The sequence below is a fragment of the Azospirillum sp. UENF 211521 genome (genome assembly GCF_058780535.1).
On the sequence record NZ_JBSNCF010000001.1, the window covers coordinates 1620215 to 1644333 of the forward strand.

Consider the following 24119-nt stretch of genomic DNA (forward strand, 5'->3'; position numbering starts at 1 on the left):
CCCTACGCCGACGGCACCACCCCGATCACCGGCTCCGGCGGCGTCGTGACCGCCGCCGGAGCCGGGGTTGGAGTCAGAACCGGCGTCGGTGGCGCCGCGAAATCCACGGCCAGCTGATCGACCATCATCGATCCGGCGCCCGCCGCGACCTCGGCGCCGAACTGGAAACCCAGAATCCAGTCCGTCTCGCTGACGATGCCACGGGTCTGAAGCTCGTCCAGCAGCCCGTCCAGGTCCAGCGTTCCGGCCAGCCGGTCGTCGCCGTATTGCAGGACCGTGTATTCCCAGTCGATCGGGTTGCCGTCGACCCCGCCGCTGAACACCGGCTTGTTCCACAGCGTGGCGTCCCCCTGCGCGTCGGTCAGCGTCGCGACCGGCTCCCCGGCGGGGGTGAAATAGCCGCTGTGCAACCACACCATCACCTCGTCGGTCACCCCCTCGATCCCCTTGTTCGGGTCGTCGCCGATCCACAGGCTGACGGCGACGTTGTAGAGGTTGGTCGCACCGGTCAGGCCGACCTTGTAGGTCACGTCGAAATTCGGCAGGTCGGCGATCCGCGCCGGCAGGACCGTGCTGGTGGACGGCGCGCCGTTCCACGGATTGATGCCGTGGGTCAGCTCCGGGTAGGCCCGCACCGGGTAATTCTCGTAGGTCAGGGCGCGCCGGCTGTCGTAGGGCCAGTTCCAGCTGATCACCGTCCCGTTCGGGAAGGTCGCCTCATCGATGGCGATGGACTGGGTGAAGTCCTTGCCGTTGCGGTCGCCGCCCGGATTCCAGACGTTGCTGCTGGCCGCCCAGCCGCCCGCCTCCAGGCGGTCGGCGCTTCCCGTCAGCGTCGTGGTCATGGTGGGTCCCCGCTCCGTCCTGTTCTGTCCGGCGTCGGGGCTTCAACACGGGCGGGCGGCGATGATCGCGGTGGCGGTCAGCCCCCCAGGGACAGCCGGCGGTCAATGTCGCGGGCGAGCCGATCCATGGGGCTCGTCGGCTCGATAACGTCGCGCCACTTGTTGTGCCAATGGAAGCAGAAGGCGCCGGGGAAGAAGCTGTCGAGGTCGAAGGCGACCGGCGACGCCGTCATGAAGTCCTTGAAGTGCAGCACCGGGTTGTCCATCCACCCGGCGTCGAACCAGGGGCAGGGCAGCACGAGGATATCCAACGGCGTGTCGTAGACAAGGCCGGCCTGCTGAAAGCCCCAGCCGCGGCCCCGGTCCCGGATGAACGCGATGTTGCCCTTCATTGCCTCCGACCGCGGCGTCGGGGAGATGTAGAGCGCGCCGTTGGGATAGCTCTGCCGCTCCCACCGGTAAGCCAGGATCTTGCCGGGAAACTGGTTCAGGAGGGGTGTGACGCTCCGCAGGAACAGGCAGTCGAGATCGAACCACACGCCGCCGTGTTTGTAGAGCAGGATGTAGCGGACGATGTCGGAATAGAAGGACGCGTCGAGCGACCGCCCGAAATCATAGCCTTCAAGAAAGGTCCCGCGGCATTCGTCGCGCTCGGAAAAGGCGCGGATTTCGGCGTATTTTCCGATTTCGCTCTGGTACTCGTTCTCGACGCCGTTTTGCGTCCACAGGATGATTTTATTCGCGCGGCCACGGACGTTGAACAGAAAGCAGCTCTTTACCGAGATGAGGTGCTTCTCGTTCAGCGCTCCGTCCCAATAAGCGTGGAAGGTGAGCGGCTCGGCGGGCGGCGTCTCGTCCTTGATGAGCTTGGCGACTTCGAGCGAGAGAAGTTCGTCGGAGAAGTCCTCCGGCGCGAAGCGCAGCACTTCCATCGATGGACCCTTCACGACGCCGTTCGCGGGGGAGGTTCCCGGCGAACGCCGTTATGCACCAGGTCCGGCGCTCCAGGCAACCGGCCCCCCGGGCGGAAGGAGGGCGCCCGGGGGACCGGACACCCGCCTCGCCGCCGAAGCGGTCACTTGCCCTTGCGGGTCAGCAGGAAGGCGAAGACGCCGATGGTCACGACGAACACGCTGAGGGCGCCGACCAGGGCGATGTAGGTGGTGGTGTCGAAGTTCATGGCACGCTCTCCTTGGTGGACGAGGAAGAGGGGATCAGGGACCGAGGAAGACGGTCTCGTGCTGGACGGTCAGCCCGTCCGGCTGGCGGGTGACGACGAAGGCCGTTGGGGTCGAGGGCTGGCGCAGCGCCTCCTTCGGCACGCGGACCAGCACGCGGTGGGTCGCCACGCTGTCGGGATCGGCCTGGACCAGGACGGAGCCCTCCGCCGCCTGGCCCTCGCCGCCGGCCACCGACAGGACGGCGCCAGGAAGCCCGCTGAAGGACAGGCGGTAGGTCTGGGCCTCCCGCGTCATGTTCAGCACCTTGACCGTGTAGGCGTTCTGGACGTCGCCGTTGGACAGGGTGACGAACAGCGGCGCGCGGTCGCGCAGGATGTTCACGTCCACCTTCGGTTTCAGCACCAGCCCGGCGGCCATCATCCCGCCGACGACGGTCAGCAGCAGCGCGTAGATGATGGTGCGCGGGCGGATCGGCTTGAAGGCCGGCTTGCCGCCGTTGGCCCGCGCGATCTGGGCGTTCAGGGAATCGAAGCGGACCAGATCGCCGGGCCGCCCGATCCTCCCCATCACGTCGTTGCAGGCGTCCACGCACAGGCCGCAGCCGATGCAGGCGAGCTGAGGGCCGTTGCGGATGTCCACCCCGGTCGGGCAGACATGGACGCAGGCCCCGCAATCGATGCAGTCGCCCAGCCCCGCCGCCCTGCGCTCCTCCCAGCTTTGCGAGCGCTTCAGGTGGCCGCGGCCCTCGCCGCGCCAGTCCTCATAGGTGACGGTCAGGCTCTCCTCGTCCTGCATCGCCGCCTGGAAGCGCGGCCAGGGGCACATGTAGATGCACACCTGCTCGCGCGCGTGGCCGGCCAGCAGATAGGTGGTCGCGGTGAACAGCCCGATGAACAGCAGCACGCTTGAGGACGCCTCGAACCGCAGCATCTCCAGCGCCAGGGTCGGGGCGTCGTTGAAGTAGAAGACCCAGGCGCCGCCGGTCAGCAGCGCGATCAGCAGCCACGCGGCGTGCTTGGCCGCCTTCCTGCCCAGCTTGGCCGGCGACCAGGGGGCGTTGTCGAGGCGGATGCGGTCGCCGCGGTCGCCCTCGATCCGGCGCTCCACCCACAGGAACAGGTCGCTCCACACCGTCTGCGGGCAGGCGTAGCCGCACCAGACGCGGCCGGCCAGTGCGGTCGCCAGGAACAGGCCGATGGCCCCCAGGATCAGCGCGCCGGTCAGGTAATAGACCTGCTGCGGCCACAGCTCGATGAAGAAGAAGTACAGGCGGCGGCCCGGCATGTCCACCAGCACCGCCTGGTCCGGCGCGTTGGGGCCGCGGTCCCAGCGAATCCAGGGGGTGACGTAGTAAAGGCCGAGCAGACCGATCAGCGTCAGCCATTTCAGCCGGCGGAAGGCGCCGGCGACCGACTTCGGGTAGATCTTGTTGTGCTTGGCGTAGAGGCCGCCCTTGCGCGCGGGGTCCGCGGGGCGGGAGGCGGTTTGCGGTTCGGTGGCGGAAACGCTCATCATGCTCGTCCGTGGTTCGGCCCGCGGACATGGATGCGGAGGGGGCAGGGCAGGGGCGGGCCGTCCCCCCAGGCTAGGGAGTCGGCGCGGCGCCGCCTTTGCGAATCCGCAAACGGATGGGGCCGGGGCGTCGATTCTTATGGGCGGACGCGGCGGGTGCGGGATCTGCTCCGGCTCAGGGCAGCAAGATCGCCGACTGCCATTGCTGGAGGAAGCGCTCCCGCTTCAGCCGGTCGAGGAAGACCAGGAGGGCCGGGCTGAGGGCGATGGGGTGCAGCGGTGCCGCCGTGCTGGAGCGCAGGCCCGACGCCGACGCCTCCCGCTTGATGCCGGAGGAGATGGCGTAGAGGGCGGAGCGGTCGGCCACCACCTCCTGCCCGCGCGGCGACAGCAGATAGTCGATGAATTCCCCGGCGAGCTGCGGGCGGGGCGCCGTCCGGGGGATCACCGCGACGCGGGAGATGACCAGCGTGTAGTCCTCCGGCACCACGATGCCGATGGGCGCCCCGGCGGCGGCCCGCGCCCGCGCGTAGGAGCCGAGGACGTTGTAGGCGATCAGCACCTCCCCCCGTTCCACCATGTCGAGGATGTCGCCGGAGCAGCAGGCCAGCCGCGCCTGGGCGTTGCCCATCATCGCGACGAGCTGCCAGTACTGGCCGAACAGCTGGGCGTCGTGGGCGGCCAGCAGATAGCCGATGCCGCTGGTGGCGGTGTCGTAGGTGGCGACGCGCCGGCCGAAGCGCACCGGGTCGTCGCGCAGCAGCCGGATCAGCGCCGGGCGCGTGCGCGGCACCTCCGTGTCCGGCAGAAGGTCGCGGTTGTAGGCGATCACCGCCGGCTCGAAGGTGAAGCCGAAGGCCTCGTCCCGCCAGTTCGCCCAGTCCGGCAGGGCGTCCGTCAGGGCGGAGCGGTGGGGCTGGGTGTAACCGTCGTTGACCAGCTTCACCTGCAGGTCGGAGGCGGAGCTGATGAGCAGGTCGGGCGTCTCCGCCGTCACACCATTGGTCGGCGCCCCCTTGGCCGGCGCGGCCACCGCCTCGGCGTAGAGGTCGGCGGTGTCCATGTCCTTGTACTCGATGGTGACGTCGGGGCGGAGCTGCTGGAAGTCGAGGACCAGCGGCTCGATGGCCTGCCGGTCGGTGGCGGAATGGATGCGCAGCCGCTCCCGTTCGCCGCCGGGGGCCGGGTAGGTGAGCAATTGCGCCGCCTGCGCGGACGGCGCCCAGGGGGACCACAGCAGGGCGCAGAGGACCAGCAGGGGAAGCAGCGCCCGCGCGGCGCCTCCTCCGCCCGCCGGGGCGCCGCCGCCCGCCTCCGGGAAGTCGATGCGCGCGACCAGCCCGCCGCCGGGGCGGTCGAGCAGCGCGAAGGCCGCCCCGTGCGCCTCCACCACCGAGGTGACGATGGCGAGGCCGAGCCCGCTGCCCGCCACCCCGGCGGCGGAGCTGCCGCGCCCGAACCGCTCCAGCACGCGGCGCTTCTCGGCGTCCGGCACGCCGGGGCCGCGATCGGCGATCTCCATGCGCAGGCCGCGCCCGGCCGGCCGCGGGGTCAGCGTCAGGTCGATGGGGCCGGACGGGCCGGCGTACTTCACCGCGTTGTCCAGCAAATTGGTCAGCGCCTCGCGCAGGCTGATGGCGTCGCCGGGGACGGTGGCCGGCTCCGCCGCGCGGTCGATGTCCAGGCGGATCGCCGTGTCGCCGGCCACCGCGCGGGCGCGCTGGAACACCTGCTCCAGCAGGGCGCCGAGATCGACGTCCTCCGGCTTCAACGCCTCGCTGCGGTGGATCACCATGGCGTGGTTGAGGAGCTGGCTGGTGAGCTGGCTGGCCTCCACCGCGTTGCGGTGCACGCGCTGGGCGATGCGGTGGAGCGCGTCGGGATCATCCTCGTCGATGGCGAGTTCGGCCTGCAGGCGCAGGCTGGCCAGCGGCGTGCGGATCTGGTGGGCGGCGTCGGCCAGGAAGGTCTGCATGGTGTCGAGGTTGGATTGGAGCCGGGCCATGAGCTGGTTGATCGCCTGGACGAGCTGGGAGACCTCCTGCGGCGGCGGCATGGCGATGGGGGAGAAGTCGTGGGGCTGCCGCTCGCGGATCATCCGCTCCAGCGACCCCAGCGGGGCCAGCGCCTGCCGCACCCCGAACCAGATCAGCCCGCCCGCCGCGACGACGGTGAAGGCGATGGGCAGGAAGGCGTTCGCCAGGATGTCGCGGGCCAATGCCCCGCGCTCCTCCCGCGTCTGGGCGACGGCGATGGTGACCCAGCCGCCAAGCTCCGGCTGCGTGGCGAAGCGCTTCAGGACGGCGACGCGCACCGGCATGCCGCGGAAGCTGGCGTTCTCGAACCGCGTGGCGGACTCGCCGCCGGCCGCGCCGGCGACCCCAGTCTTGGCGGGAGCCACCGGCAGGTCATGGTAGCCGGTGACCAGTTCGCCGTCCGGGGCGGTGATCCGGTAGAACACGCGGTCGCGCCGCGCCTGGGCCAGGATGCCCAGCGAGGAGTAGGGCAGGTCGACGGAGAAGCGACCGTCCTCCACCCGCACCGTGTCGGAGATCGACAGGGCCGACGCCATCAGCAGCCGGTCGAAGGCGGCGTCGGCGGCGCGCTGGGCGTAGGCGCTGATGAACAGGAACAGCCCGGCGGTCAGGACGGCCAGCACGCCGAGCAGCCGGATGAACAGCCGCCGCCGCAGCGAGAATCCCTCAGCCTTCGGCACACACTTCCGCCACATACCCCAGCCCCCGAACCGTCCGGATCTCCACCGACGCGCCCTCCAGCTTGCGCCGGAGGCGGGAGACATACAACTCGATGGCGTTCAGCGCGGTCGGCTGGTCGAGGCTGAACAGCCGGTCCATCAGGTCCTCCTTGGACAGGACGGTGTTCAGGTTGCTGAGGAACAGCTCCAGCAGGCGGAACTCGCGGCCCCCCAGATCGACGGGCCGGCCGTCGACCAGCACCTTCTTGGCCGCCGCGTCGAAGACCAGATTGCCGAACTGCGTACGCGAGGAGGCGAGCCCGTGAGAGCGGCGCAGCAGGGCGCGGCAGCGGGCCTCCAGCTCCCGCAGGTCGAAGGGCTTCACGATGAAGTCGTCGGCGCCGAGGTCGAGCAGGTCGACCCGGACATTCACTTGGGAGCGGGCGGTCATCACCAGCACCGGCGTGGCGTCGCGGCGCTGGCGCAGGCGGTTCAGCAGCGTCTGCCCGTCCACCCCCGGCAGCATGATGTCGAGCAGGACGAGCTGGTAGGCCTCCTGGCGCAGCAGCTCCTCCGCCTCGTCGCCGGTCGGCGCCCAGTCGACGGCGTAGCCCAGCTTGCGCAGCCGGTGGACGATGGCGTCGGCCAGATCCTCGGTGTCCTCGACGACGAGTATGCGCATGGTCCGTCTCCGGCCTTCATGCCCCCTCCCAGAGGAGAGAGGGGGCACGAATCCATGTATCAGTGCGCCATGAAGATGGGAAGGATGGGCGGCTCGCGCAGCACGTCGAGCGTCACGCCGCCCCACACCCGTTCGCGGACACGGCTGTGGCCGTAGGCGCCCATCACCTGCAGGTCGCAGCCGGCCTCCGCCGCCGTCTCCTGCAAGGCCCGCCCGACCGCGCGGCCCGACGCGGAGACCCGGCGGATCGACGCCGCCACGCCGTGCAGGGCGAGGTAGGCCGACAGGCGGTCGGGATCGGACGCCCGTCCGGGGTCGGCGACCTCGGCCGACAGGATGACCGCCTTGCCGGCGCGTTGCAGAAGCGGCAGAGCCGCGGCGACCGCCCGCGCGGCGGCCGCCCCGCCGTCCCAGGCCACCGCGACCGCGGAGCCGACCGACGCCGGTTCGGCCGCCGGAGCCAGCAGCAGCGGGCGGCCGGAGCCGAACAGGGTCGCCTCGATGGCCGGACCCATGGCGTTGGTGCCATCGGAGGTCTGGGCGATCACCACCAGATCGGCGAGCCGCGCCTCCTCCGCCAGCGTCTCGGCCAGCGGGCCGGTCGCCTGCTGCCAGGAGGCGGTCGGACCCTCCGCCCCCGCGACGCCGCCGGTCAGGCTGTCCGCCTCGGCGGCGGCGAAGCGGCTGCGGAACTCCTCGAACAGTGCGTGGGCGGAATCGACCACCCGAGCCTGATCCTCCTGCCCGATGCGGATGAGCTGCTCGACCAGCGCCTTGGGGATCGCGGCGCTTTCGACGGAGGTGCGGATTTCGACCTGCGGCATGACGCTCAACCCCTCCACATGGGCGCGGAAGCGGTCGGCGAGCAGAAAGGCCGTGGCGATGGCGCGGCGGTCCAGCGGCCGCCCGGTCAGGGGAACGAGAACCTTCTTGATCATCGGATTCGCTCCGTCACGATAGCCAGGAGGTGTGCATGAGGACTTCGTTGCTGCCGCGCCAGATCATGTCGAGCGCCACATAGGTGATGATGGCGAGGCCGACCCAGCCGATCCAACGGTGCTTGTGCAGGACATGCGCGATCATGTTGGCGGCGGCGCCCATCAGCACGACGGACAGCAGCAGGCCGATGACCAGGATGGTCGGGTGGTCCTTGGCCGCACCGGCCACCGCCAGAACGTTGTCGAGCGACATCGACACGTCGGCCACGACGATCTGCCAGATGGCCGCACCCACCGTGACGCCCCCGACCGCGGCACCAGCGGCGGTGTTTCCCGCCACGCCCACCGGCGCGTCGGGGGCGTCCATCGCCTCGTCGGGCGCCACCTCGTCCGAGCCGTGGGAACGCAACTCGCGGAACATCTTCCAGCAGACCCAGAGCAGCAGCACGCCGCCGGCGAGCGTCAGCCCGATGATGGCGAGGAGCTGGGTGGTGATCAGCGCGAAGAAGATGCGCAGGACGATGGCCGCACCGATGCCCCAGAAGATCACCTTGCGGCGCTGGGCCAGCGGCACCGCGGCGGCGGCCATGCCGACCACGATGGCGTTGTCGCCGGCGAGAACGAGGTCGATGGCGACCACCTGCCCGAGGGCGGCGAGCTGCGACCAGAGATCAACGCTTTCCATGGAGAAGTCCTTCGCGGGATGGCGGTCTTACGTCGCGGGATGGCTGCCGGACGGGGAGGCTCCGTCGCTCTTGCCCGCGCCGTTGCTCCGGAAGCGCAGGATCATCGGGCCGATCACCAGCAGGGCGGCGATGATCAGCAGGGCCGCCGAGATCGGGTGGGTCAGGAAGACCGACGGGTCGCCCTGGCTGATGGCCAGCGCCCGGCGGAATTGCTGTTCGGCCAGCGGACCCAGGATCAGCCCGACCACGCAGGGCGCCACCGGCACGTTCAGCACGCGCATCCCGAAGCCGGCCAGCCCGATCACCCACAGGATGACCAGATCGATGACGTTGTTGTTCAGCGTGTAGGAGCCGAGCGACGAGAAGACCAGAATGCCGGCATACAGCCAGGGCCGCGGAATCAGCAGCAGCTTCACCCAGAAGCCGACCAGCGGCAGGTTCAGCACCAGCAGCAGCACGTTGCCGATGTAGAGGCTGGCGATCATGCCCCAGACCAGCTCGGGGTTGTTGTCGAACAGCGTCGGGCCGGGCTGCAGGCCGTACTGCTGGAAGGCGGCCAGCATGATGGCGGCGGTCGCCGAGGTCGGCAGGCCGAGCGAGAGCAGCGGCGCCAGCACGCCGGCGGCCGACGCGTTGTTGGCGGCCTCCGGACCGGCGACGGCCTCGATGGCGCCCTTGCCGAACTCCTCCGGCTTCTTCGCCAGACGCTTCTCGACCAGATAGGACAGGAAGGTCGGGATCTCGCTGCCGCCGGCCGGCAGGGTGCCGATGGGGAAGCCCAGCAGCGTGCCGCGCAGCCACGGCTTCCACGAGCGCGACCAGTCCTCGCGGCTCATCCATTTGGAGCCCTTGAGCGCGTAGATCTCCTCCGTCTCGAAGCGGTGGCGGGAGGCGACGTAGAGCGTCTCGCCGACCGCGAACAGGCCGACCGCGACGACCACCGTGTCGATGCCGTCGAGCAACTCCGGCACGCCGAAGGCCAGCCGCGCCTGACCGGTCTGCATGTCGATGCCGACCAGCCCCAGCGCCAGCCCGAGGAACAGGCTCGCCAGACCGCGCGCCAGCGAGCTGCCCAGCACGGCGGTCACGGTGGTCAGCGCCAGCACCATCAGCGCGAAATACTCGGCCGGGCCGAACAGCAGGGCCATCTTGACCATCAGCGGGGCGACGAAGGTCAGCGCCGCGGTGGCGATGGTGCCGGCGATGAAGGAGCCGATGGCGGCGGTCGCCAGCGCCTGGGCGCCGCGGCCCTGGCGGGCCATGGCGTGGCCGTCGATGGCGGTGACGATGCTGCCGGACTCGCCCGGCGCGTTCAGCAGGATCGAGGTCGTCGAGCCGCCGTACATCGCGCCGTAATAGATGCCGGCGAACATGATGAAGGCGGAGGTCGGCTCCAGCCCGTAGGTGACCGGCAGCAGCAGCGCCACGGTCAGCGCCGGGCCGATGCCGGGCAGCACGCCGACCGCGGTGCCGACCGTCACGCCGATCGCCGACCACAGCAGGTTGTAGGGGGTCAGCGCCACGAGGAAGCCGTGGCCCAGGGCGGCAAGGGTGTCCATTGTGCAGTTTCCTTCCCGAGGCGGGGCTTATTCGGCGTCGGCTGACGTGAGCCGTTCGACGATGCTGCCCTCGGGCAGGTTCAGGCCGAGCCCGTAATTGAAGGCCACGAAGGTGAAGGCGGCGAGCGCCAGCCCGATGGCGAGATTGACCACCAGCCGCCGGCCGCCGAAGGCGCGGGAGACCGCGGCGAACAGAATGGTGGTGGAGGGGATCCAGCCCAGCGTGTCGAGCAGCAGGAACTGGACGGCCAGCCCGGCCGCGACCAGCGCCACCGCCCAGAGGTCCAGCTCCAGCCCTTCGGCGTGGGCGACGGCCCCGGCGAAGGCCTCGCGCAGCAGGGACAGGCCGACCAGGACGAGGCCGCCCGAGATCAGGTAGGGGAACAGGGCGGGGCCGACCACCGCCCGGCCGACGCTCGGGGTCAGCATGGTTTCGACCGCGATCAAGCCCCCCAGGGCGATCAGCCCGCCGCCCAGCACCGCCTCTCCGGCGCGCATGCTCCGACCGGTGGTCATTGGTTCATCCTCCCAGACTGTTTTTTGCGGACCGGTGGGCGCGGCGACCGCGCCCACCCCTTGCGGTCCTTACTTCACGAGGCCGATGTCCTTCAGCGTGCCTTCGATCTGCGCGCGCTCCTGCTTCAGGAAGGAGGCGAACTCGGCGGAGGGCTGGTAGAGGTCGATCCAGCCGCGCTGCTTCACGGCCTGCTTCCACTCGTCGCTGGCGACGGCCTTGGCGACGGCCTCCTGGAGTTCCTTCAGCTCGGCCGGCTTGGCGGAGGACTGGGCGAAGACGCCGCGCCAGTTCACGAACTCCAGGTCGACGCCCTGCTCCTTGAGGGTCGGCGTGTCGGAGCCCGGAAGGCGTTGCGGAGCGGAGACGGCGATGGCGCGCAGCTTGCCCGCCTGGAACTGCGGGGCGAACTCGCTGTAGCCGCCCATGCCCAGCGTCACATGGCCGCCGAGCGCCGAGGCCAGCAGCTCGCCGCCGCCCGCGGTGGCGACGTAGTTGACCTTGTTGGGATCGACGCCGACCGCCTTGGCGATCAGCCCCGCCAGGATCTGGTCGCTGCCCCCCGCCGAGCCGCCGCCCCAGGAGACCGAGCCGGGGTCCGCCTTGAACTTCTTGATCAGGTCGTCGAAGGTCTTGATGGGCGAGTCCGGCGGGACGACGATGGCGGTGTACTCACCGGTCAGCCGGGCCAGCGGGGTCACCTGATCGAGCGTCACCGCCGACTTGTTGGTGACGATGGCGCCCAGCATGATCTGGCCGCCGACCAGGATCGTCGGCGAGCGCTTCTTGGCGGTGACGAACTGGGCGAGGCCGACCGTGCCGCCGGCGCCGGGGATGTTCACGACCTGGATGCCCGACGCCAGCTTCTGATCCTGCAGAACCTGCTGGAGGGTGCGGGCGTGCTGGTCCCAGCCGCCGCCAGGGCTGGCCGGGGCGATGATCTCCAGCCCCTTGATCTCGGCCAGCGACGGGGTGGCGGCGAGGGCGGCCGTGGCGAGGACGGCGGCGGTCAGGACGCCCTTCACGGCGCCCGGCATGCGGATGGTCATGACGCTTCGCTCCATGTGTGTGCTTATTGTTGCGGCGATAGAGGGCCGGCGGATCACCACCGGCTGTCGGTCACTTGACGAGGCCGAGGTCCGTCAGGACGCCTTCGATCCGGGTCTGCTCGTCCTTCACGAAGGCGGCGAACCGGTCGGGCGGCAGGTAGAGGTCGATCCAGCCGCGCTCCGCGGCGATGCGCTTCCACTCGTCGGTGCGGACCATGGCGCCGACCGCGTCGTCAAGAACCTGCTTCTCCGACGCCTTCAGGTTGCCCGGCGCCATCACGGCGCGCCAGTTCACCAGCTCGACATCCACGCCCTGCTCCTTGAAGGTCGGGACGTCGATGCCGGGAAGGCGCTGCGGGGCGGAGATCGCCAGCGCGCGCAGCTTTCCGGCCTGGAGCTGCGAGGCCATCTCGTTGTAGCCGCCGGTCGCCACGGTGATGTGGCCGCCCAGCACCGAGGCCATCATCTCGCCCCCCGCACCGGCGGCGATGTAGTTCATCTTGGAGACGTCGCCGCCGATCGCCTTGACCAGCAGGCCGTAGAGGATGTGGTCGGGGCTGCCGACGGCGAAGCCGCCCCAGGAGACCGAGCCGGGGTCGGCCTTGAACTTCTTCACGAGGTCGTCGAGCGTCTTCAGCGGCGAATCCGCGGCCACGACGATGGGCTGGTACTCGCCGGTCAGGCGGGCCAGCGGGGTCACCTGATCGAGCGACACCGGCGACTTGTTGATCAAGATCGCCCCGATCATGCCGAGGCCGGAGATCATCAGGCCGGGGTTGCGCTTCTTGGCGGTGACGAACTGGCTGAGGCCGATGGTGCCGCCGGCCCCCGGGATGTTGACCACCTGGACGCTGGAGGCCAGCTTGTGCTCCTGCAAAACCTGCTGCATGGCGCGCGCGTGCTGGTCATAGCCGCCGCCGGCGTTGGCGGGGGCGATGATTTCCAGATTTTTGATCTCCGCGGACGCGGGGGCGGCGAACAGGGCGGAAGCGGCCAACACGGCCGCCGCCAGCATCCCCTTGGCGGGGTTGCCGAGGCTCATGGTGTTTCCTCCGATTGGGCTTTTTTGCTTTTTGGACGGCGCTTGCTGCGCCTTACGGTGCCTTGGCGGTGGGGCGCTGCGGGCGCGCCTCGTAGAGGAGGACGGAGCCGCCGGCCCCCGCGCCGCAGGCGGCGCCATAAAAAAGCGGGGTTCGCTGGTCCGCCGATGCGGTCTTCGCCGTGGGTTCCGCCGGCTTTCGGGCTGCGGATTCGGTCGCCATGGTGGAGGTTCCGGAAACGGTGGTTGGTTGCTCCAACTGTTTAGCAGGCGAACCTGTCATGAACCTGTCAACCACCACCCAGGCACGCAAAATTTCGGCGCTCCACCCGGAAGAGGCGGAGACCGGTGCGGATGTTTTTCCCTCTCCCGCCCCGGGAGAGGGTGCCCGCGAAGCGGGCGGGTGAGGGTCGTACGAGGATCAAGACTTCTGATCCTTGGCCTTACCCTCACCCTCCCACCGCTTCGCGATGGGTCCCTCCCTCTCCCAGGGCGGGAGAGGGAATTTAAAGTGTGTCGACCCCCCGGAACCTACCGCACCACCAGCAGGAACAGGCCCTGGCCGAGATAGACGGTGCCGGTCAGGGCGACCAGACGCTGGCTCCAGCTGCGGAACTGGGCGTCGCTCATGGCGTCGAGCACGCGGCGCGACAGGTTTGTCCCCAGAACCGCCATGCCGATGCACAGGGCCGTCACCGTGATGTCCAGCGCCTCCGCCTCCGACGCCGCGACGAGGGAGCCGAAATAGACCGTCTTGAACAGGTGGCCGAAGACCTGCATCGTTGCCTTGGTCGCGACGACGCTCTGCCGCGACAGGCTGGACTTCACGAAGAAGACGTCGAGCAGCGGTCCCGAGATGCCGGCGATCAGCTGCACCCCCATGCACAGCAGGCCGGCCAGCGCGCTGTGGCCGCGCCGCGACACGTTCGGCGACCAGTGCGACGGAACCGCCATCGCCATGAAGGGCGACAGCCCCAGCAGGATCAGCGATTCCGCCTTGCCGGGCACGTAGCGGATCAGGGTGAAGACGCCGACCGCCACCGCCCCGCCCAGCAGGAACCGGGCGACGATGCCCCATTGCACATGCCGCCGCCACAGCCACGCCCGCCAGCCGTTGGCGGTCATCTGCGTGATCCCGTGCAGCAGCATCGCCGAGGACACCGGCAGCAGCACCAGCAGCAGCCCCATCAGCACCATGCCGCCGGCCATGCCGAACAGGCCCGACAGGAACGAGGTCACCAGCGCCGCAAGGCCGAGTCCGAGGGTCAGGGGAACCGTCAGCATCCCGCTCATCCGAAAGTTTTCTTTGGCTGTGGACGGCATGATGGCCCTGTCGGGCTTGCGCCGCAAACGGGATTGTCTGATGCTGACCCCCAGGAAATGTTGGGGTGCGTGAGGGAGGGATCGGATGCGGCGCCTGCCATCGCTGAACGCCTTGCGGGCGTTCGAAGCCGCGGCCCGGCACGGCAGCTTCACCGGAGCGGCGGGCGAGCTGAACGTCTCGCAGGCCGCGGTCAGCCGCATGGTGCGGCTGCTGGAGGAGCGGATGGGCTTCCCGCTGTTCGAGCGGCGGGCCAACGCGCTGGAGCTGACCGACCGCGGGCGGGCGTTGCAGCCCGGCCTGACCGGCGCCTTCGACGCGATCGCGGACAGTGTGGAACGGGTCGCCACCATGCGCGACGGCCCGGTGCTGACGCTCGGGGTGGGCGCCACCTTTGCGGTGCGCTGGCTGATCCCGCGCCTGTCGGCCTTCCACGAGAGCCACCCCGACGTGGAGGTGCGCATCGCCACCGGCGGCGCCGGTGCGCCGATCCGCGAGGACTGGACCTGCGCCCTGCTGCTGGGCGACGGGCATTGGCCGGGCTACGAGGTGGAGGAGCTGTTCACCGCCGACATGCTGCCGGTCTGCGCGCCGGCCCTGGCGCGGAGCCTGCGCCGTCCGGAGGATCTGCTGTCGGCGACGCTGCTCTCGGTGTCGCACTGGGCGGACGACTGGCCGCACTGGTTCGCCTCGGCCGGGCTGACGCCGCCGGCCGCGAAGGGGCTGTCCTTCGGCAGCTACGCCATGACCTTGCAGGCGGCGGCGGACGGGGTGGGGGTGGCGCTGGGGGCGCGGCTCTACATCGCCGACGATCTGGCGGCGGGCCGGCTGGTCACGCCCTTCGCGCTGGCCGTGCCGATGGGGCGGGCGTGGTATCTGGTCTCGCGGCCGGCGCGGCACCGGGAGCCAGGCTTCACCGTTTTCCGCGACTGGCTGCGCGCCGCCGCCGGATCGCCGGAGCCCGAAAAGAAAAGACCGCCGGAGCGTGCCCCGGCGGTCTGAAGTCGCACTTTGGAGAAACGTCACTCGGCGGAACCACGCGCATGGTGCGGCCTGCCAACTGGGTTTCAAAGGATAACCGAACGAAAACACTTATACTAGTATATCACTCAGAGCGCAAGCCCTTTCGCTCACATGACGGCGCCCATCTGCCAGGGTGTGAACTCGTCGGAGCCGAAGCCCAGCTCCTCGCTCTTGGTCTTCCGACCCGACGCGGTGTCGAGGATGAGCTGGAAGATCGCCCGCCCGACCTCCTCGATGGTGGCGTCGCCGGTGGCGATGGGGCCGCAGTCGATGTCCATGTCGTCGGGCATCTTGCGGAACAGCGCCGTGTTGGTGGCGAGCTTCAGCGACGGCGTCGGCTTGCAGCCGAAGACGGAGCCACGGCCCGTGGTGAAGCACAGCACGTTGGCGCCGCCCGCCACCTGTCCCGTGGCCGACACCGGGTCGTAGCCCGGCGTGTCCATGAAGACGAGGCCCGGCCCGGTGATCGGCTCGGCGTAGCGCACCACCTCGACGAGGTTGGTCGTGCCGGCCTTGGCGACGGCGCCCAGCGACTTCTCCAGGATGGTGGTCAGGCCGCCCTTCTTGTTGCCGGGGGACGGGTTGTTGTTCATCTCGCCGCCGGTGCGGCTGGTGTAGTCCTCCCACCAGCGGATGCGCTCGACCAGCGCCCCGCCGACCGCCGGGCTGACGGCGCGGCGGGTCAGCAGATGCTCGGCGCCATAGACCTCCGGCGTCTCGCTCAGCACCGCGGTGCCGCCGTTGCGGATCAGCAGGTCCACGGCGTGGCCCAGCGCCGGGTTGGCGGTGATTCCCGAATAGCCGTCCGACCCGCCGCATTGCAGGGCCAGGATCAGGTGGCTGGCCGGCACGGTCTCGCGCGTCACGTCGTTGACGCGGGGCAGCAGGGCGCGGATGCGCTCCACGCTCGCCCGCACGGTGGCGGCGGTGCCGCCGCTCTCCTGGATCGCCAGCGTCTGCAGCGTGTCGCCGACGGTCAGCCCCTCGACCTCGACCAGCTTGTCGATCTGGTTCACCTCGCAGCCGAGGCCGAGCACGAGCACGGCGGCGAAGTTGGGGTGGCGGGCGTAGCCGGCGATGGTCCGGCGCAGCGCGTCGATGGCGTCGCCCTGCGAGCCCATGCCGCAGCCGTAGGAATGGGTCAGCGCGACCACCCCGTCGATGTTGGGGTAGGCGGCCAGCGCGTCGCCGCGGAACTGGTCGGCGATCATCCGCGCGGCGGTGGCCGAGCAGTTCACCGTGGTCAGGATGCCGATGTAGTTGCGGGTCGCCACGCGCCCGTCCGGGCGGACGATGCCCTGGAAGGTGGCGCGCTCCGCCTCCGGCACGAGGTCGGTGGGATGGACGTCGGCGCCGAAGGCGTAGTCGCGCTCGAAGCTGTCGCCGATGCCGATGTTGTGGACATGGACATGGTCGCCCGGCGCGATGGGGGCGGTCGCGAAACCGATGACTTGGTTGTACTTGCGCACCGGCTCGCCGACCGCGATGGCCTGCACCGCGACCTTGTGGCCGGAGGGGATCGTGGTCCGGGCGACGACGTCGGTGTCGGGCAGGGGGGTGCCCTCCGGCAGGTCGGCGCCGGCAACGACGACGTTGTCCGCGGGGTGCAGGCGGATGGTCAGCGATGCCATGGTGATGGTCCTCTCATGGAGATTCCCTCTCCCCCCTGGGGAGAGGGGCAGGGTGAGGGGGATGCGCGTGGCGGGATGTCCGGCAAAAGCGCAACCCCCTCACCCGGCGCCGTTGGCGCCACCCTCTCCCCGGAGGGGAGAGGGGCTTCACGTCAGAGCTTGTAGGCCTTCTTCGCCAGCGTGTAGGCGAGATCCACCGCCACCTCCGCGGCCTCGTCCTCCTCCAGCCGGTGCTCGGCGACGAGGCGGGCCAGGAAGGCGCAGTCCACGCGGCGGGCCACATCGTGGCGGGCCGGGATGGAGCAGAAGGCGCGCGTGTCGTCGTTGAAGCCGACCGTGTTGTAGAAGCCGGCCGTCTCCGTGATCATCTCGCGGTAGCGGCGCATTCCCTCGGGGCTGTCGTGGAACCACCAGGCCGGGCCGACGCGCAGCGCCGGGTAATGGCCGGCCAGCGGCGCCAGCTCGCGGGCGTAGCTGGTCTCGTCCAGGGTGAACAGGATGATGGTCAGGTCGCGCTCGTTGCCGACGCGGTCCAGCAGCGGCTTCAGCGCCCGCACATACTCGGTGCCGGTCGGGATGTCGGCGCCCTTGTCGCGGCCGAAGCGCTCGAAGAGGTTCGGGTTGTGGTTGCGGAAGCTGCCGGGGTGGATCTGCATGACCAGCCCGTCGTCTAGGCTCATCTTGGCCATCTCGGTCAGCATCTGGCCGCGGAAGAGCTCCGCCTCGGCCGCCGTGATGGTGCCGCGCAGCGCCTTTTCGAAGAGCCGCTCGGCGTCGGCGTCCGACAGGTCCGCGGTGGTCGCCGTGGCGTGGCCGTGGTCGGTCGAGGTGGCGCCGCCGACCTCCTTGAAATACTGGCGGCGGTTGCGCAGGGCGGCGAGGTAGCCGGCCCAGGTGCCGGTGTTCTCACCGGACAGCGCGCCCAGCGTTTCCACATTGGCCTGGAAGCCCTCGAACTCCGGATCGACGACCGGGTCCGGGCGGAAGGCGGTGATGACGCGGCCCTTCCAGCCGCTCTCGCGGATGGCGCGGTGATGCTCCAGCGTGTCGAGCGGCGACTCCGTGGTCGCCAGCAGCTCGATGTTGAAGCGCTCGAACAGGGCGCGCGGCAGGAACTCCGGCTTCTGCAGGCAGGCGTCGATCTGGTCGAAGATGCGGTCGGCGCTGGCCCCGCTCAGCCGCTCCGTCACGCCGAACACCGTCTCAAAGGCGTGGTCGAGCCACATCCGCGTCGGGGTGCCGCGGAACAGGTGCCAGTTCTGGGCGAGCTGGCGCCAGATCTTGCGCGGGTCGCTCTCCACCACCCCGCCGTCCGTGCGCGGCACGCCCAGGCCTTCCAACGCCACGCCCTGGCTGTAGAGCATGCGGAAGGCGTAATGGTCGGGCACCACGAACAGCGACGCCGGGTTCGGGAACGCCTCGTTCTTGGCGAACCAGGACGGGTCCGTGTGGCCGTGCGGACTGATGATCGGCAGGTGGCCCACCTCCGCGTACAGCCGGCGCGCGATGTCGCGCTGCGTGGGATCGCTGGGGAAGAGGCGGTCGGGGTGGAGCATCGTTCATCTCCGGAAAGAGGGATGCCGGACGGGGGTCCGGTGCCCATTTGAATGGGTGGTTCGGGTGCGGCGCGTGGTGCTGCGCCGGTGGCGCCCCGCATGTCGGAATATATTAATATATCAGTTCCGAATGCAAGGACTTTGTGCGTCCCGCCCACAATTCAGTCGGCGCGCCGCGCAATTCAAGGGGGCCGGCTCGGCGGGGCCGGTCAGAGGCGGCGCGAATCGTGGGCGGCGAAGTCCACAGCCCGCGGGCGGTAGCCGCTGGTGAAGAGGGGGGAGGAGATCACCATGTCGGCGGTCGCCTCGTTGCAGGCCATCGGGATGTTGTAGAGCGTGGCGAGGCGGGTCAGCGCCTTCACGTCCACGTCGTGGGGCTGGGCGGTCATCGGGTCGACGAAGAAGACGAGCAGGTCGATCCGGCCCTCCGCGATCATCGCGCCGATCTGCTGGTCGCCGCCCAGCGGACCGCTCTTCAGCGAGGTGATGTCCAGCTGGGGATGGGCCTCCCGGACCAGCCGTCCGGTGGTGCCGGTGGACCAGAAGACGTTGCCCTCCAGCGCGCGGATGTTGGCGCCGAGCCAGCCGATCAGGTCGGGCTTGCGGGCGTCGTGGGCGACGAGGGCGATGCGTTTGCGGTCCACGGTGAAAGTCCTTGCGGCTGTGCGCTCCGCGGTGGAGCTTCTTTCAATATACTAGTATACTTCCGGACGGTGCAACGCGCTTCCCGGTGGGACAAACTGGCGCGGAACCGGGGCGCCCCGCCGGGCCAAGGCGTTTGACCCACCGCGCCGGGTATTAGTATATTGCGATGAAGGGCGGACCGTCTGCGGCGTGAACCAGCGGGTTCGGCGCCGGCATCCCGGAGCACCGGCGCCCTTGAATCGTCCTGGCAGGAGCGGGTGTTGAAAAAGGCGGCGCAGACATCGACGGCGGATTCGGAACAGGCGGCGGGCGTCAAGGCGCGGACCCGGCGCCGCACGGCGGCGGCGGTCGCCCGCCCGGCCCAGCGCGGCACCACCGTGGCCGCGACGATCTACCGCGACCTGCGCAACGAGATCGTCTCGCTCCGCCGCAAGCCGGGCGAGCCGGTCGCCGAGAAGGTGATCGCCCAGGACTACGGCGTCAGCCGCACCCCGGTGCGCGAGGCCGTGCTGCGTCTGGCGGACGAGGGGCTGATCGAGATCTTCCCGCAATCGGGCACCTTCGTCTCCCGCATCCCGCTGGGCGCCCTGCCGGAAGCCATCGCCATCCGCAAGGCACTGGAGGAGGCGACCGTCCGCTACGCCGCCAAGCGCGCCACCCGCAGCCAGATCGCCAAGCTGCGCGCCAATCTGGAACTCCAGCGCGAGATGGAGGCCGCCCAGAATTTCGAAGGCTTCCACCAGGCCGACGAGACCTTCCACGCGCTGCTGGCGGAAACCGCCGGCTATCCGGGATTCTGGAACCTGACGCAGCAGGTGAAGGTGCAGGTGGACCGCTACCGCCTGTTGACCCTGCCGGTTCTGGGGCGTGTGCCGGACGTGATCGCCGAGCATTCGGTCATCATTGAGGCCATCGCCAACAACGACCCGGAGGCGGCGGCCAAGGCCATCGACCTGCATCTGGACTATCTCCAGGTCACCATCGCCGACGCGCAGAAGGCCAACCCGCTCTACTTCACCGCCCCCTCGGAGGACGAGGCCGAGCCGGTCTGACGCCGTTGTGCGCTCTTGGCTTTGGATTGCGGCTGATTTCTAATATATCAGTCACGTTCCTCCCAACACCGCGCAAGACAGCCAGGAGACCGCGATGCAATCGCTCTACCGCGCCGATCCGGCCCGCTACACGGGCATGACCTACCGCCGCAGCGGGCGGAGCGGGCTCGACCTGCCGGCCATTTCGCTGGGGCTGTGGCAGAATTTCGGCGGCACCGACGTGTTCGAGACCGGGCGCGCCGTGCTGCGCCGGGCCTTCGACCGCGGCGTCACCCATTTCGACCTCGCCAACAACTATGGCCCGCCGCCCGGGTCGGCCGAGGAGAATTTCGGGCGCGTCCTGGCGACCGACTTCAAGGCCCACCGCGACGAGATGATCGTTTCCACCAAGGCCGGCTACGACATGTGGCCTGGCCCCTATGGAAGCTGGGGCTCGCGCAAGTACCTGACGGCCAGCCTGGACCAGAGCCTCACGCGCATGGGGCTCGACTATGTGGACATCTTCTACTCGCACCGCGTCGATCCGCGCACCCCGCTGGAGGAGACGATGGGGGCGCTCGACCACGCCGTGCGGCAGGGCAAGGCGCTCTATGTCGGCATCTCCTCCTACTCGCCGGAGATGACCCGGCGGGCGGCGGCGATCCTCAAGGAGCTGGGAACGCCCTGCCTGATCCACCAGCCGTCCTACTCGATGCTGAACCGCTGGATCGAGGGCGGGTTGCTCGACACGCTGGAGGAGACCGGAATCGGCTGCATCGCCTTCTCGCCGCTGGCGCAGGGCATGCTGACCACCAAGTATCTGAACGGCCAGCCCACCGACGCCCGCGCCGCCAAGGGCGGCACGCTGAAGGCGCATTTCCTGTCGCCGGAGAATCTGGAGCGCGTGCGCGCCCTGGACGCCATCGCCACACGGCGCGGCCAGACGCTGGCCCAGATGGCCATCGCCTGGGTGCTGCGCGACCCGCGGGTGACCTCCGCCCTGATCGGCGCCCGCAATGTGGAGCAGCTCGACAACTCGCTCGATGCGCTGAAGAACACCGCTTTCACGCCGGAGGAACTGGCCGAGATCGACCGCCACGCCGTCGATGGCGGTCTGAACCTGTGGCAGAACTCGTCGAACGCCGAAGCCGGCTGATCCATCGAAGGCAGACGTCATGAAAAAGGGCCGCGCCGGCATCCCGGCGCGGCCCTTTTTCATGACCCTCGGGACGTCGCTTCGCCGCATGGCGTGTCCGGTGTCGCCGATCCGGGGCCGTGCGGGCAACCTCGGCCCAGCCGTGGCGCGAGCCCTTAAAGCAAATGAGAATCATTTTCATTTTCAAAATTTGAGCGTGCCTGTGTATGTTCACAAACAACCTTCGCGCACCGCTTTTTGGGAGCTGGTCCCTTATCGGAGTCGTGAAGGCCGATGAGCGCAAGGACCGGTGGGGTGATAACCGCTCCGCCGACCGGGGGTCTTGGGCGCACAAAACGAGAATGACTATTAATATTATTTGATGCCTGCGATCGATGCGGCGTGCCTGTGGGGGGCTTTATGAAGACGTGGAGTGGGCAGGGGCGTGCATGCCCGGCGAATCGGGGGTCGGTCTTGGACGGATTGAAACACGGGGCATCGCGGGCCGTCCTGCTTTGGGCGATCGCCCTGGCCGGACCGGGAATGCTGGCCGGCGACGCCGTGGCCCAGGATAGGGCTCCGGAGGCGAGCCCGCCCAAGGCGGAAGGACCGGCCGTCCTCGACGCCCTGATGGTCGAGGGAACGCCGCAAGCCCGCTACGACAGCCGCCTGTCCGACGTCGGCAGCCGGCTGAACAACGACATCACCGAGATCCCCCGCACGATCGACGTGATCCCCGAGCAGCTGTTGCAGGACCAGCATGCCCGCGAGATGGAGGAGGTTTACCGGTACTTCCCCAACGTCGTGAACAACGATGGTTACGGCGGAACGCGCGAAGACTACATCATCCGCGGCTTTCGTCGCCGTGACGATGTCTACCGCAACGGCGTGCGTTTGAAGAGCAACAGCCGCATCGATCCCAGCACGATCGAAAGCATCCAGATCATCAAGGGGCCGGTGTCCGACATCGGCCAGATGACGCCGGGCGGTCTGGTCAACATCACCACGAAGAAGCCGAGCTGGACCGCGCGCAACCACCTGGAGACCAATTTCGATTCGTATGGCGAGCGGCAGGCCATGTTCGACAGCACGGGCCCGCTGTCGGAGTCCTTCGCGTACCGCATCGTCGGCAGCGCCGAATCGAGCGACAGCTTCCGTGACGACACGCTGGTCCAGCGCCAGTTCCTCGCCCCGACCCTGAGCTGGATCGGCGCCGACGGAGCCAGCGTGACGATGGGCTACGAGTTCAGCAAGGACAAGCGGCCGCTCGACCGCGGCTTCATCACCTATCCGACCGGCGGCGGCCGCCGCGCCGTCGCCGACGTCGCGCGCTCGACCCGCTACGACGCCGGCTTCACCAAGCGGGATTCCACCTACCATCAGGGCGAGGTCGACGTCGCGATCCCGCTGCGGTCCGACCGTTGGATGCTCGAAGGCAAGCTGTTCTACAACCATGAGCGCACCGACGAGATCCACACCGAGGTGCGCAGCATCCAGTCGAACGGGCTGCTGGTCCGCCGGGTCGAAGGCAACGACGACCGCAACCTGGACACGTTCTTCGGCCGGCTGCAGACCCGGGGCGAGTTCGAGGCCCTGCTGCCGGTCAAGGTCGCGACGGGCATCGAGTACCGCCGCCAGAAGGAAAGCTGGATCAATTACACCGGCGCCGACCAGGTGGGCGGGACCGTGGCCAACCCGGCGAGCTGGCGGCTGATCGACAACAGCGCGCGGCCGACGGCGCGGACGGCGCGCCGGGTCGAACAGACCGACTTCGGTCCCTTCGTCCAGGCCGACATCGCCCTGCTGCCGACGGTGACCCTGACGCTGGGCGGCCGTTACGAACTCTCCAAGGGCAGCGCGCGCGTCGAGAATCTGCTGGGCCGCGGCACCACGGTCGGCTCCTATCCGGTCGACCGCAACCTGACCAAGACCGCCGGGGTGATGTGGAAGGCGATGGAGGACGTCTCCTTCTTCGCCAACTACGCCGACACCTTCCAGCCGCACAATTTCTACAACGGCGACACCCAGGTCTTCCCGGCGGAGAAGGGGCGCCAGTACGAGGTCGGCTCCAAGATCAACCTGATGGGCGAGCGGCTGTTCATGACCGCGGCCCTGTTCGACATCAAGCAGAGCAACGTCGTCGAATCGTCCAACGGCGTCGCCGTGCTGACCGGGGGCCAAAGGTCGCGCGGCGCCGAACTGTCGGTGGTCGGCAACCCGGTCGAGGGCTGGAACATCCGCGCCGCCGTCGGCTATGTCGATGCCGAATTGGAGAGCGTCGACCGGACCATCGACGGCAACCGGCCGACCAACGTCCCGACCCACAACGCGAGCCTGTGGTCGAGCTACGAGTTCAAGGACCCGTCGAACCCGCTGGTCGGCCTTGGCCTGGGGGCAGGCGTGACGCTGGTCGGCAACCGTTACGGCGATGCCCAGCACAGCTTCGAACTGGGCAGCTACACGCTGGTCGACACCGGCGTCTGGTACTACATCCCGATCGGCGAGAAGAAGGTCCGCCTGGACCTCGGCGTCAAGAACCTCACCGACAAGTCCTACCTGACCGCGTCGGGCGGCACCTACCGGGTGTCGGCGGGGGCGCCGCGCACCGTCTATGGCGGCGTCAGCTTTGACTTCTAGGCGGCATCCGCTCGACCGGCGCGACCGCCGCCGGCTGTGGGGCGTCCTCTGGGCGCTCCAGGCCGTGCTGCTCGTCCTGGCGGTCGTCAGCCTGGGGTGGGAGGCCGGCCTGTTGCTCGGGGTGATGGAGGCGGGGCTGATCGGCAGCGCGCTGACCGCCCTCCTGCGCGAGCCGCCCCGGCCGGAGCGGCGGCGATGACACGGGATGCCCTCCGCGTCCTCCTGGTCTCGCTGGTCGGCCTGCTGGTCGGTCTGCCGTTGTCGCTGGCGGCCGTCTCCGGCCTGTGCGCCGCGGCCGGGGTCGCCGGGGTCGATCGTGTCCACATCGTGATGGTGGCCGGGCCCGTCGTCTGGACATGCCTATGGTTCGGCATGCTGTGGATTGCCGGTCCGCCGCCTGCCAAGCCGCAGGGCAGCCGCAAGGACGCCAGCCGTTAGGG

Annotated in this window: 21 protein-coding genes; 6 read left to right on the forward strand and 15 right to left on the reverse strand. The window is 69.3% G+C overall.

Annotated elements, in window-relative coordinates:
* Positions 1–2: 2 nt before the first annotated feature.
* The 12 genes from ACWPN5_RS07610 to ACWPN5_RS07665 all read right to left on the reverse strand — a co-directional run bounded on the left by ACWPN5_RS07610 (position 3) and on the right by ACWPN5_RS07665 (position 13984).
* A complete protein-coding gene (locus ACWPN5_RS07610; RefSeq protein ID WP_492295082.1) occupies positions 3–845 on the reverse strand; it encodes a GH12 family glycosyl hydrolase domain-containing protein in 843 nt (280 codons plus the stop codon).
* Positions 846–922: 77 nt separating this feature from the next.
* Positions 923–1777 (reverse strand): glycosyltransferase, encoded by an 855-nt coding sequence (locus ACWPN5_RS07615; RefSeq protein ID WP_492295083.1) that lies wholly within the window; start codon positions 1775–1777, stop codon positions 923–925.
* A 282-nt stretch (positions 1778–2059) separates the two neighbouring features.
* Complete coding sequence (gene ccoG, locus ACWPN5_RS07620; RefSeq protein ID WP_492296365.1) at positions 2060–3538, reverse strand: cytochrome c oxidase accessory protein CcoG; 1479 nt, start codon at positions 3536–3538, stop codon at positions 2060–2062.
* 175 nt (positions 3539–3713) lie between these two features.
* Entirely contained in the window at positions 3714–6254 is a 2541-nt protein-coding gene (locus ACWPN5_RS07625; protein ID WP_492295084.1) for a sensor histidine kinase, read from the reverse strand.
* Positions 6241–6915, reverse strand: a complete 675-nt coding sequence (locus ACWPN5_RS07630) for a response regulator transcription factor (protein WP_014200002.1) — start codon at positions 6913–6915, stop codon at positions 6241–6243. The genes ACWPN5_RS07625 and ACWPN5_RS07630 overlap by 14 nt, the downstream gene beginning before the upstream one ends.
* Before the next feature lie 59 nt (positions 6916–6974).
* Positions 6975–7853, reverse strand: a complete 879-nt coding sequence (locus ACWPN5_RS07635) for a universal stress protein (RefSeq protein WP_492295085.1) — start codon at positions 7851–7853, stop codon at positions 6975–6977.
* 13 nt (positions 7854–7866) lie between these two features.
* Entirely contained in the window at positions 7867–8538 is a 672-nt protein-coding gene (locus ACWPN5_RS07640; protein ID WP_145687351.1) for a TerC family protein, read from the reverse strand.
* A gap of 27 nt (positions 8539–8565) precedes the next feature.
* Complete coding sequence (locus ACWPN5_RS07645; RefSeq protein WP_492295086.1) at positions 8566–10098, reverse strand: tripartite tricarboxylate transporter permease; 1533 nt, start codon at positions 10096–10098, stop codon at positions 8566–8568.
* A 27-nt stretch (positions 10099–10125) separates the two neighbouring features.
* Positions 10126–10614: a tripartite tricarboxylate transporter TctB family protein gene (locus ACWPN5_RS07650; RefSeq protein ID WP_040138208.1), complete on the reverse strand. Its 489-nt coding sequence runs from the start codon at positions 10612–10614 to the stop codon at positions 10126–10128.
* Between the two features lie 69 nt (positions 10615–10683).
* Positions 10684–11661, reverse strand: a complete 978-nt coding sequence (locus tag ACWPN5_RS07655) for a Bug family tripartite tricarboxylate transporter substrate binding protein (protein WP_247888387.1) — start codon at positions 11659–11661, stop codon at positions 10684–10686.
* Between the two features lie 70 nt (positions 11662–11731).
* Positions 11732–12703 (reverse strand): Bug family tripartite tricarboxylate transporter substrate binding protein, encoded by a 972-nt coding sequence (locus tag ACWPN5_RS07660; RefSeq protein WP_492295087.1) that lies wholly within the window; start codon positions 12701–12703, stop codon positions 11732–11734.
* A gap of 528 nt (positions 12704–13231) precedes the next feature.
* Entirely contained in the window at positions 13232–13984 is a 753-nt protein-coding gene (locus tag ACWPN5_RS07665; protein ID WP_247888987.1) for a TSUP family transporter, read from the reverse strand.
* 124 nt (positions 13985–14108) lie between these two features.
* On the opposite strand from ACWPN5_RS07665, the gene gcvA reads away from it, so the two are divergent.
* Positions 14109–15023 (forward strand): transcriptional regulator GcvA, encoded by a 915-nt coding sequence (gcvA, locus tag ACWPN5_RS07670; protein WP_145687344.1) that lies wholly within the window; start codon positions 14109–14111, stop codon positions 15021–15023.
* A 128-nt stretch (positions 15024–15151) separates the two neighbouring features.
* On the opposite strand, the gene ACWPN5_RS07675 is transcribed toward gcvA, so the two are convergent.
* The 3 genes from ACWPN5_RS07675 to ACWPN5_RS07685 all read right to left on the reverse strand — a co-directional run bounded on the left by ACWPN5_RS07675 (position 15152) and on the right by ACWPN5_RS07685 (position 18875).
* Positions 15152–16675, reverse strand: a complete 1524-nt coding sequence (locus tag ACWPN5_RS07675; protein ID WP_145687342.1) for a UxaA family hydrolase — start codon at positions 16673–16675, stop codon at positions 15152–15154.
* A gap of 152 nt (positions 16676–16827) precedes the next feature.
* Positions 16828–18231: a glucuronate isomerase gene (gene uxaC / locus ACWPN5_RS07680; protein WP_492295088.1), complete on the reverse strand. Its 1404-nt coding sequence runs from the start codon at positions 18229–18231 to the stop codon at positions 16828–16830.
* Positions 18232–18440: 209 nt separating this feature from the next.
* On the reverse strand, positions 18441–18875 hold the full coding sequence (locus tag ACWPN5_RS07685) for a methylglyoxal synthase (RefSeq protein ID WP_145687336.1): 435 nt from the start codon (positions 18873–18875) through the stop codon (positions 18441–18443).
* Between the two features lie 261 nt (positions 18876–19136).
* Here ACWPN5_RS07685 and ACWPN5_RS07690 point away from each other — a divergent pair, with 261 nt between their 5' ends.
* The 5 genes from ACWPN5_RS07690 to ACWPN5_RS07710 all read left to right on the forward strand — a co-directional run bounded on the left by ACWPN5_RS07690 (position 19137) and on the right by ACWPN5_RS07710 (position 24117).
* Positions 19137–19928, forward strand: a complete 792-nt coding sequence (locus ACWPN5_RS07690; protein ID WP_145687334.1) for a GntR family transcriptional regulator — start codon at positions 19137–19139, stop codon at positions 19926–19928.
* 94 nt (positions 19929–20022) lie between these two features.
* On the forward strand, positions 20023–21063 hold the full coding sequence (mgrA, locus tag ACWPN5_RS07695; protein WP_200479081.1) for an L-glyceraldehyde 3-phosphate reductase: 1041 nt from the start codon (positions 20023–20025) through the stop codon (positions 21061–21063).
* 453 nt (positions 21064–21516) lie between these two features.
* Complete coding sequence (locus ACWPN5_RS07700; RefSeq protein ID WP_492295089.1) at positions 21517–23679, forward strand: TonB-dependent receptor; 2163 nt, start codon at positions 21517–21519, stop codon at positions 23677–23679.
* Positions 23669–23878: a hypothetical protein gene (locus ACWPN5_RS07705; protein ID WP_200479079.1), complete on the forward strand. Its 210-nt coding sequence runs from the start codon at positions 23669–23671 to the stop codon at positions 23876–23878. The genes ACWPN5_RS07700 and ACWPN5_RS07705 overlap by 11 nt, the downstream gene beginning before the upstream one ends.
* Positions 23875–24117, forward strand: coding sequence for a hypothetical protein (locus ACWPN5_RS07710; RefSeq protein ID WP_492295090.1), 243 nt, complete (start codon positions 23875–23877; stop codon positions 24115–24117). The genes ACWPN5_RS07705 and ACWPN5_RS07710 overlap by 4 nt, the downstream gene beginning before the upstream one ends.
* Positions 24118–24119: the final 2 nt, after the last annotated feature.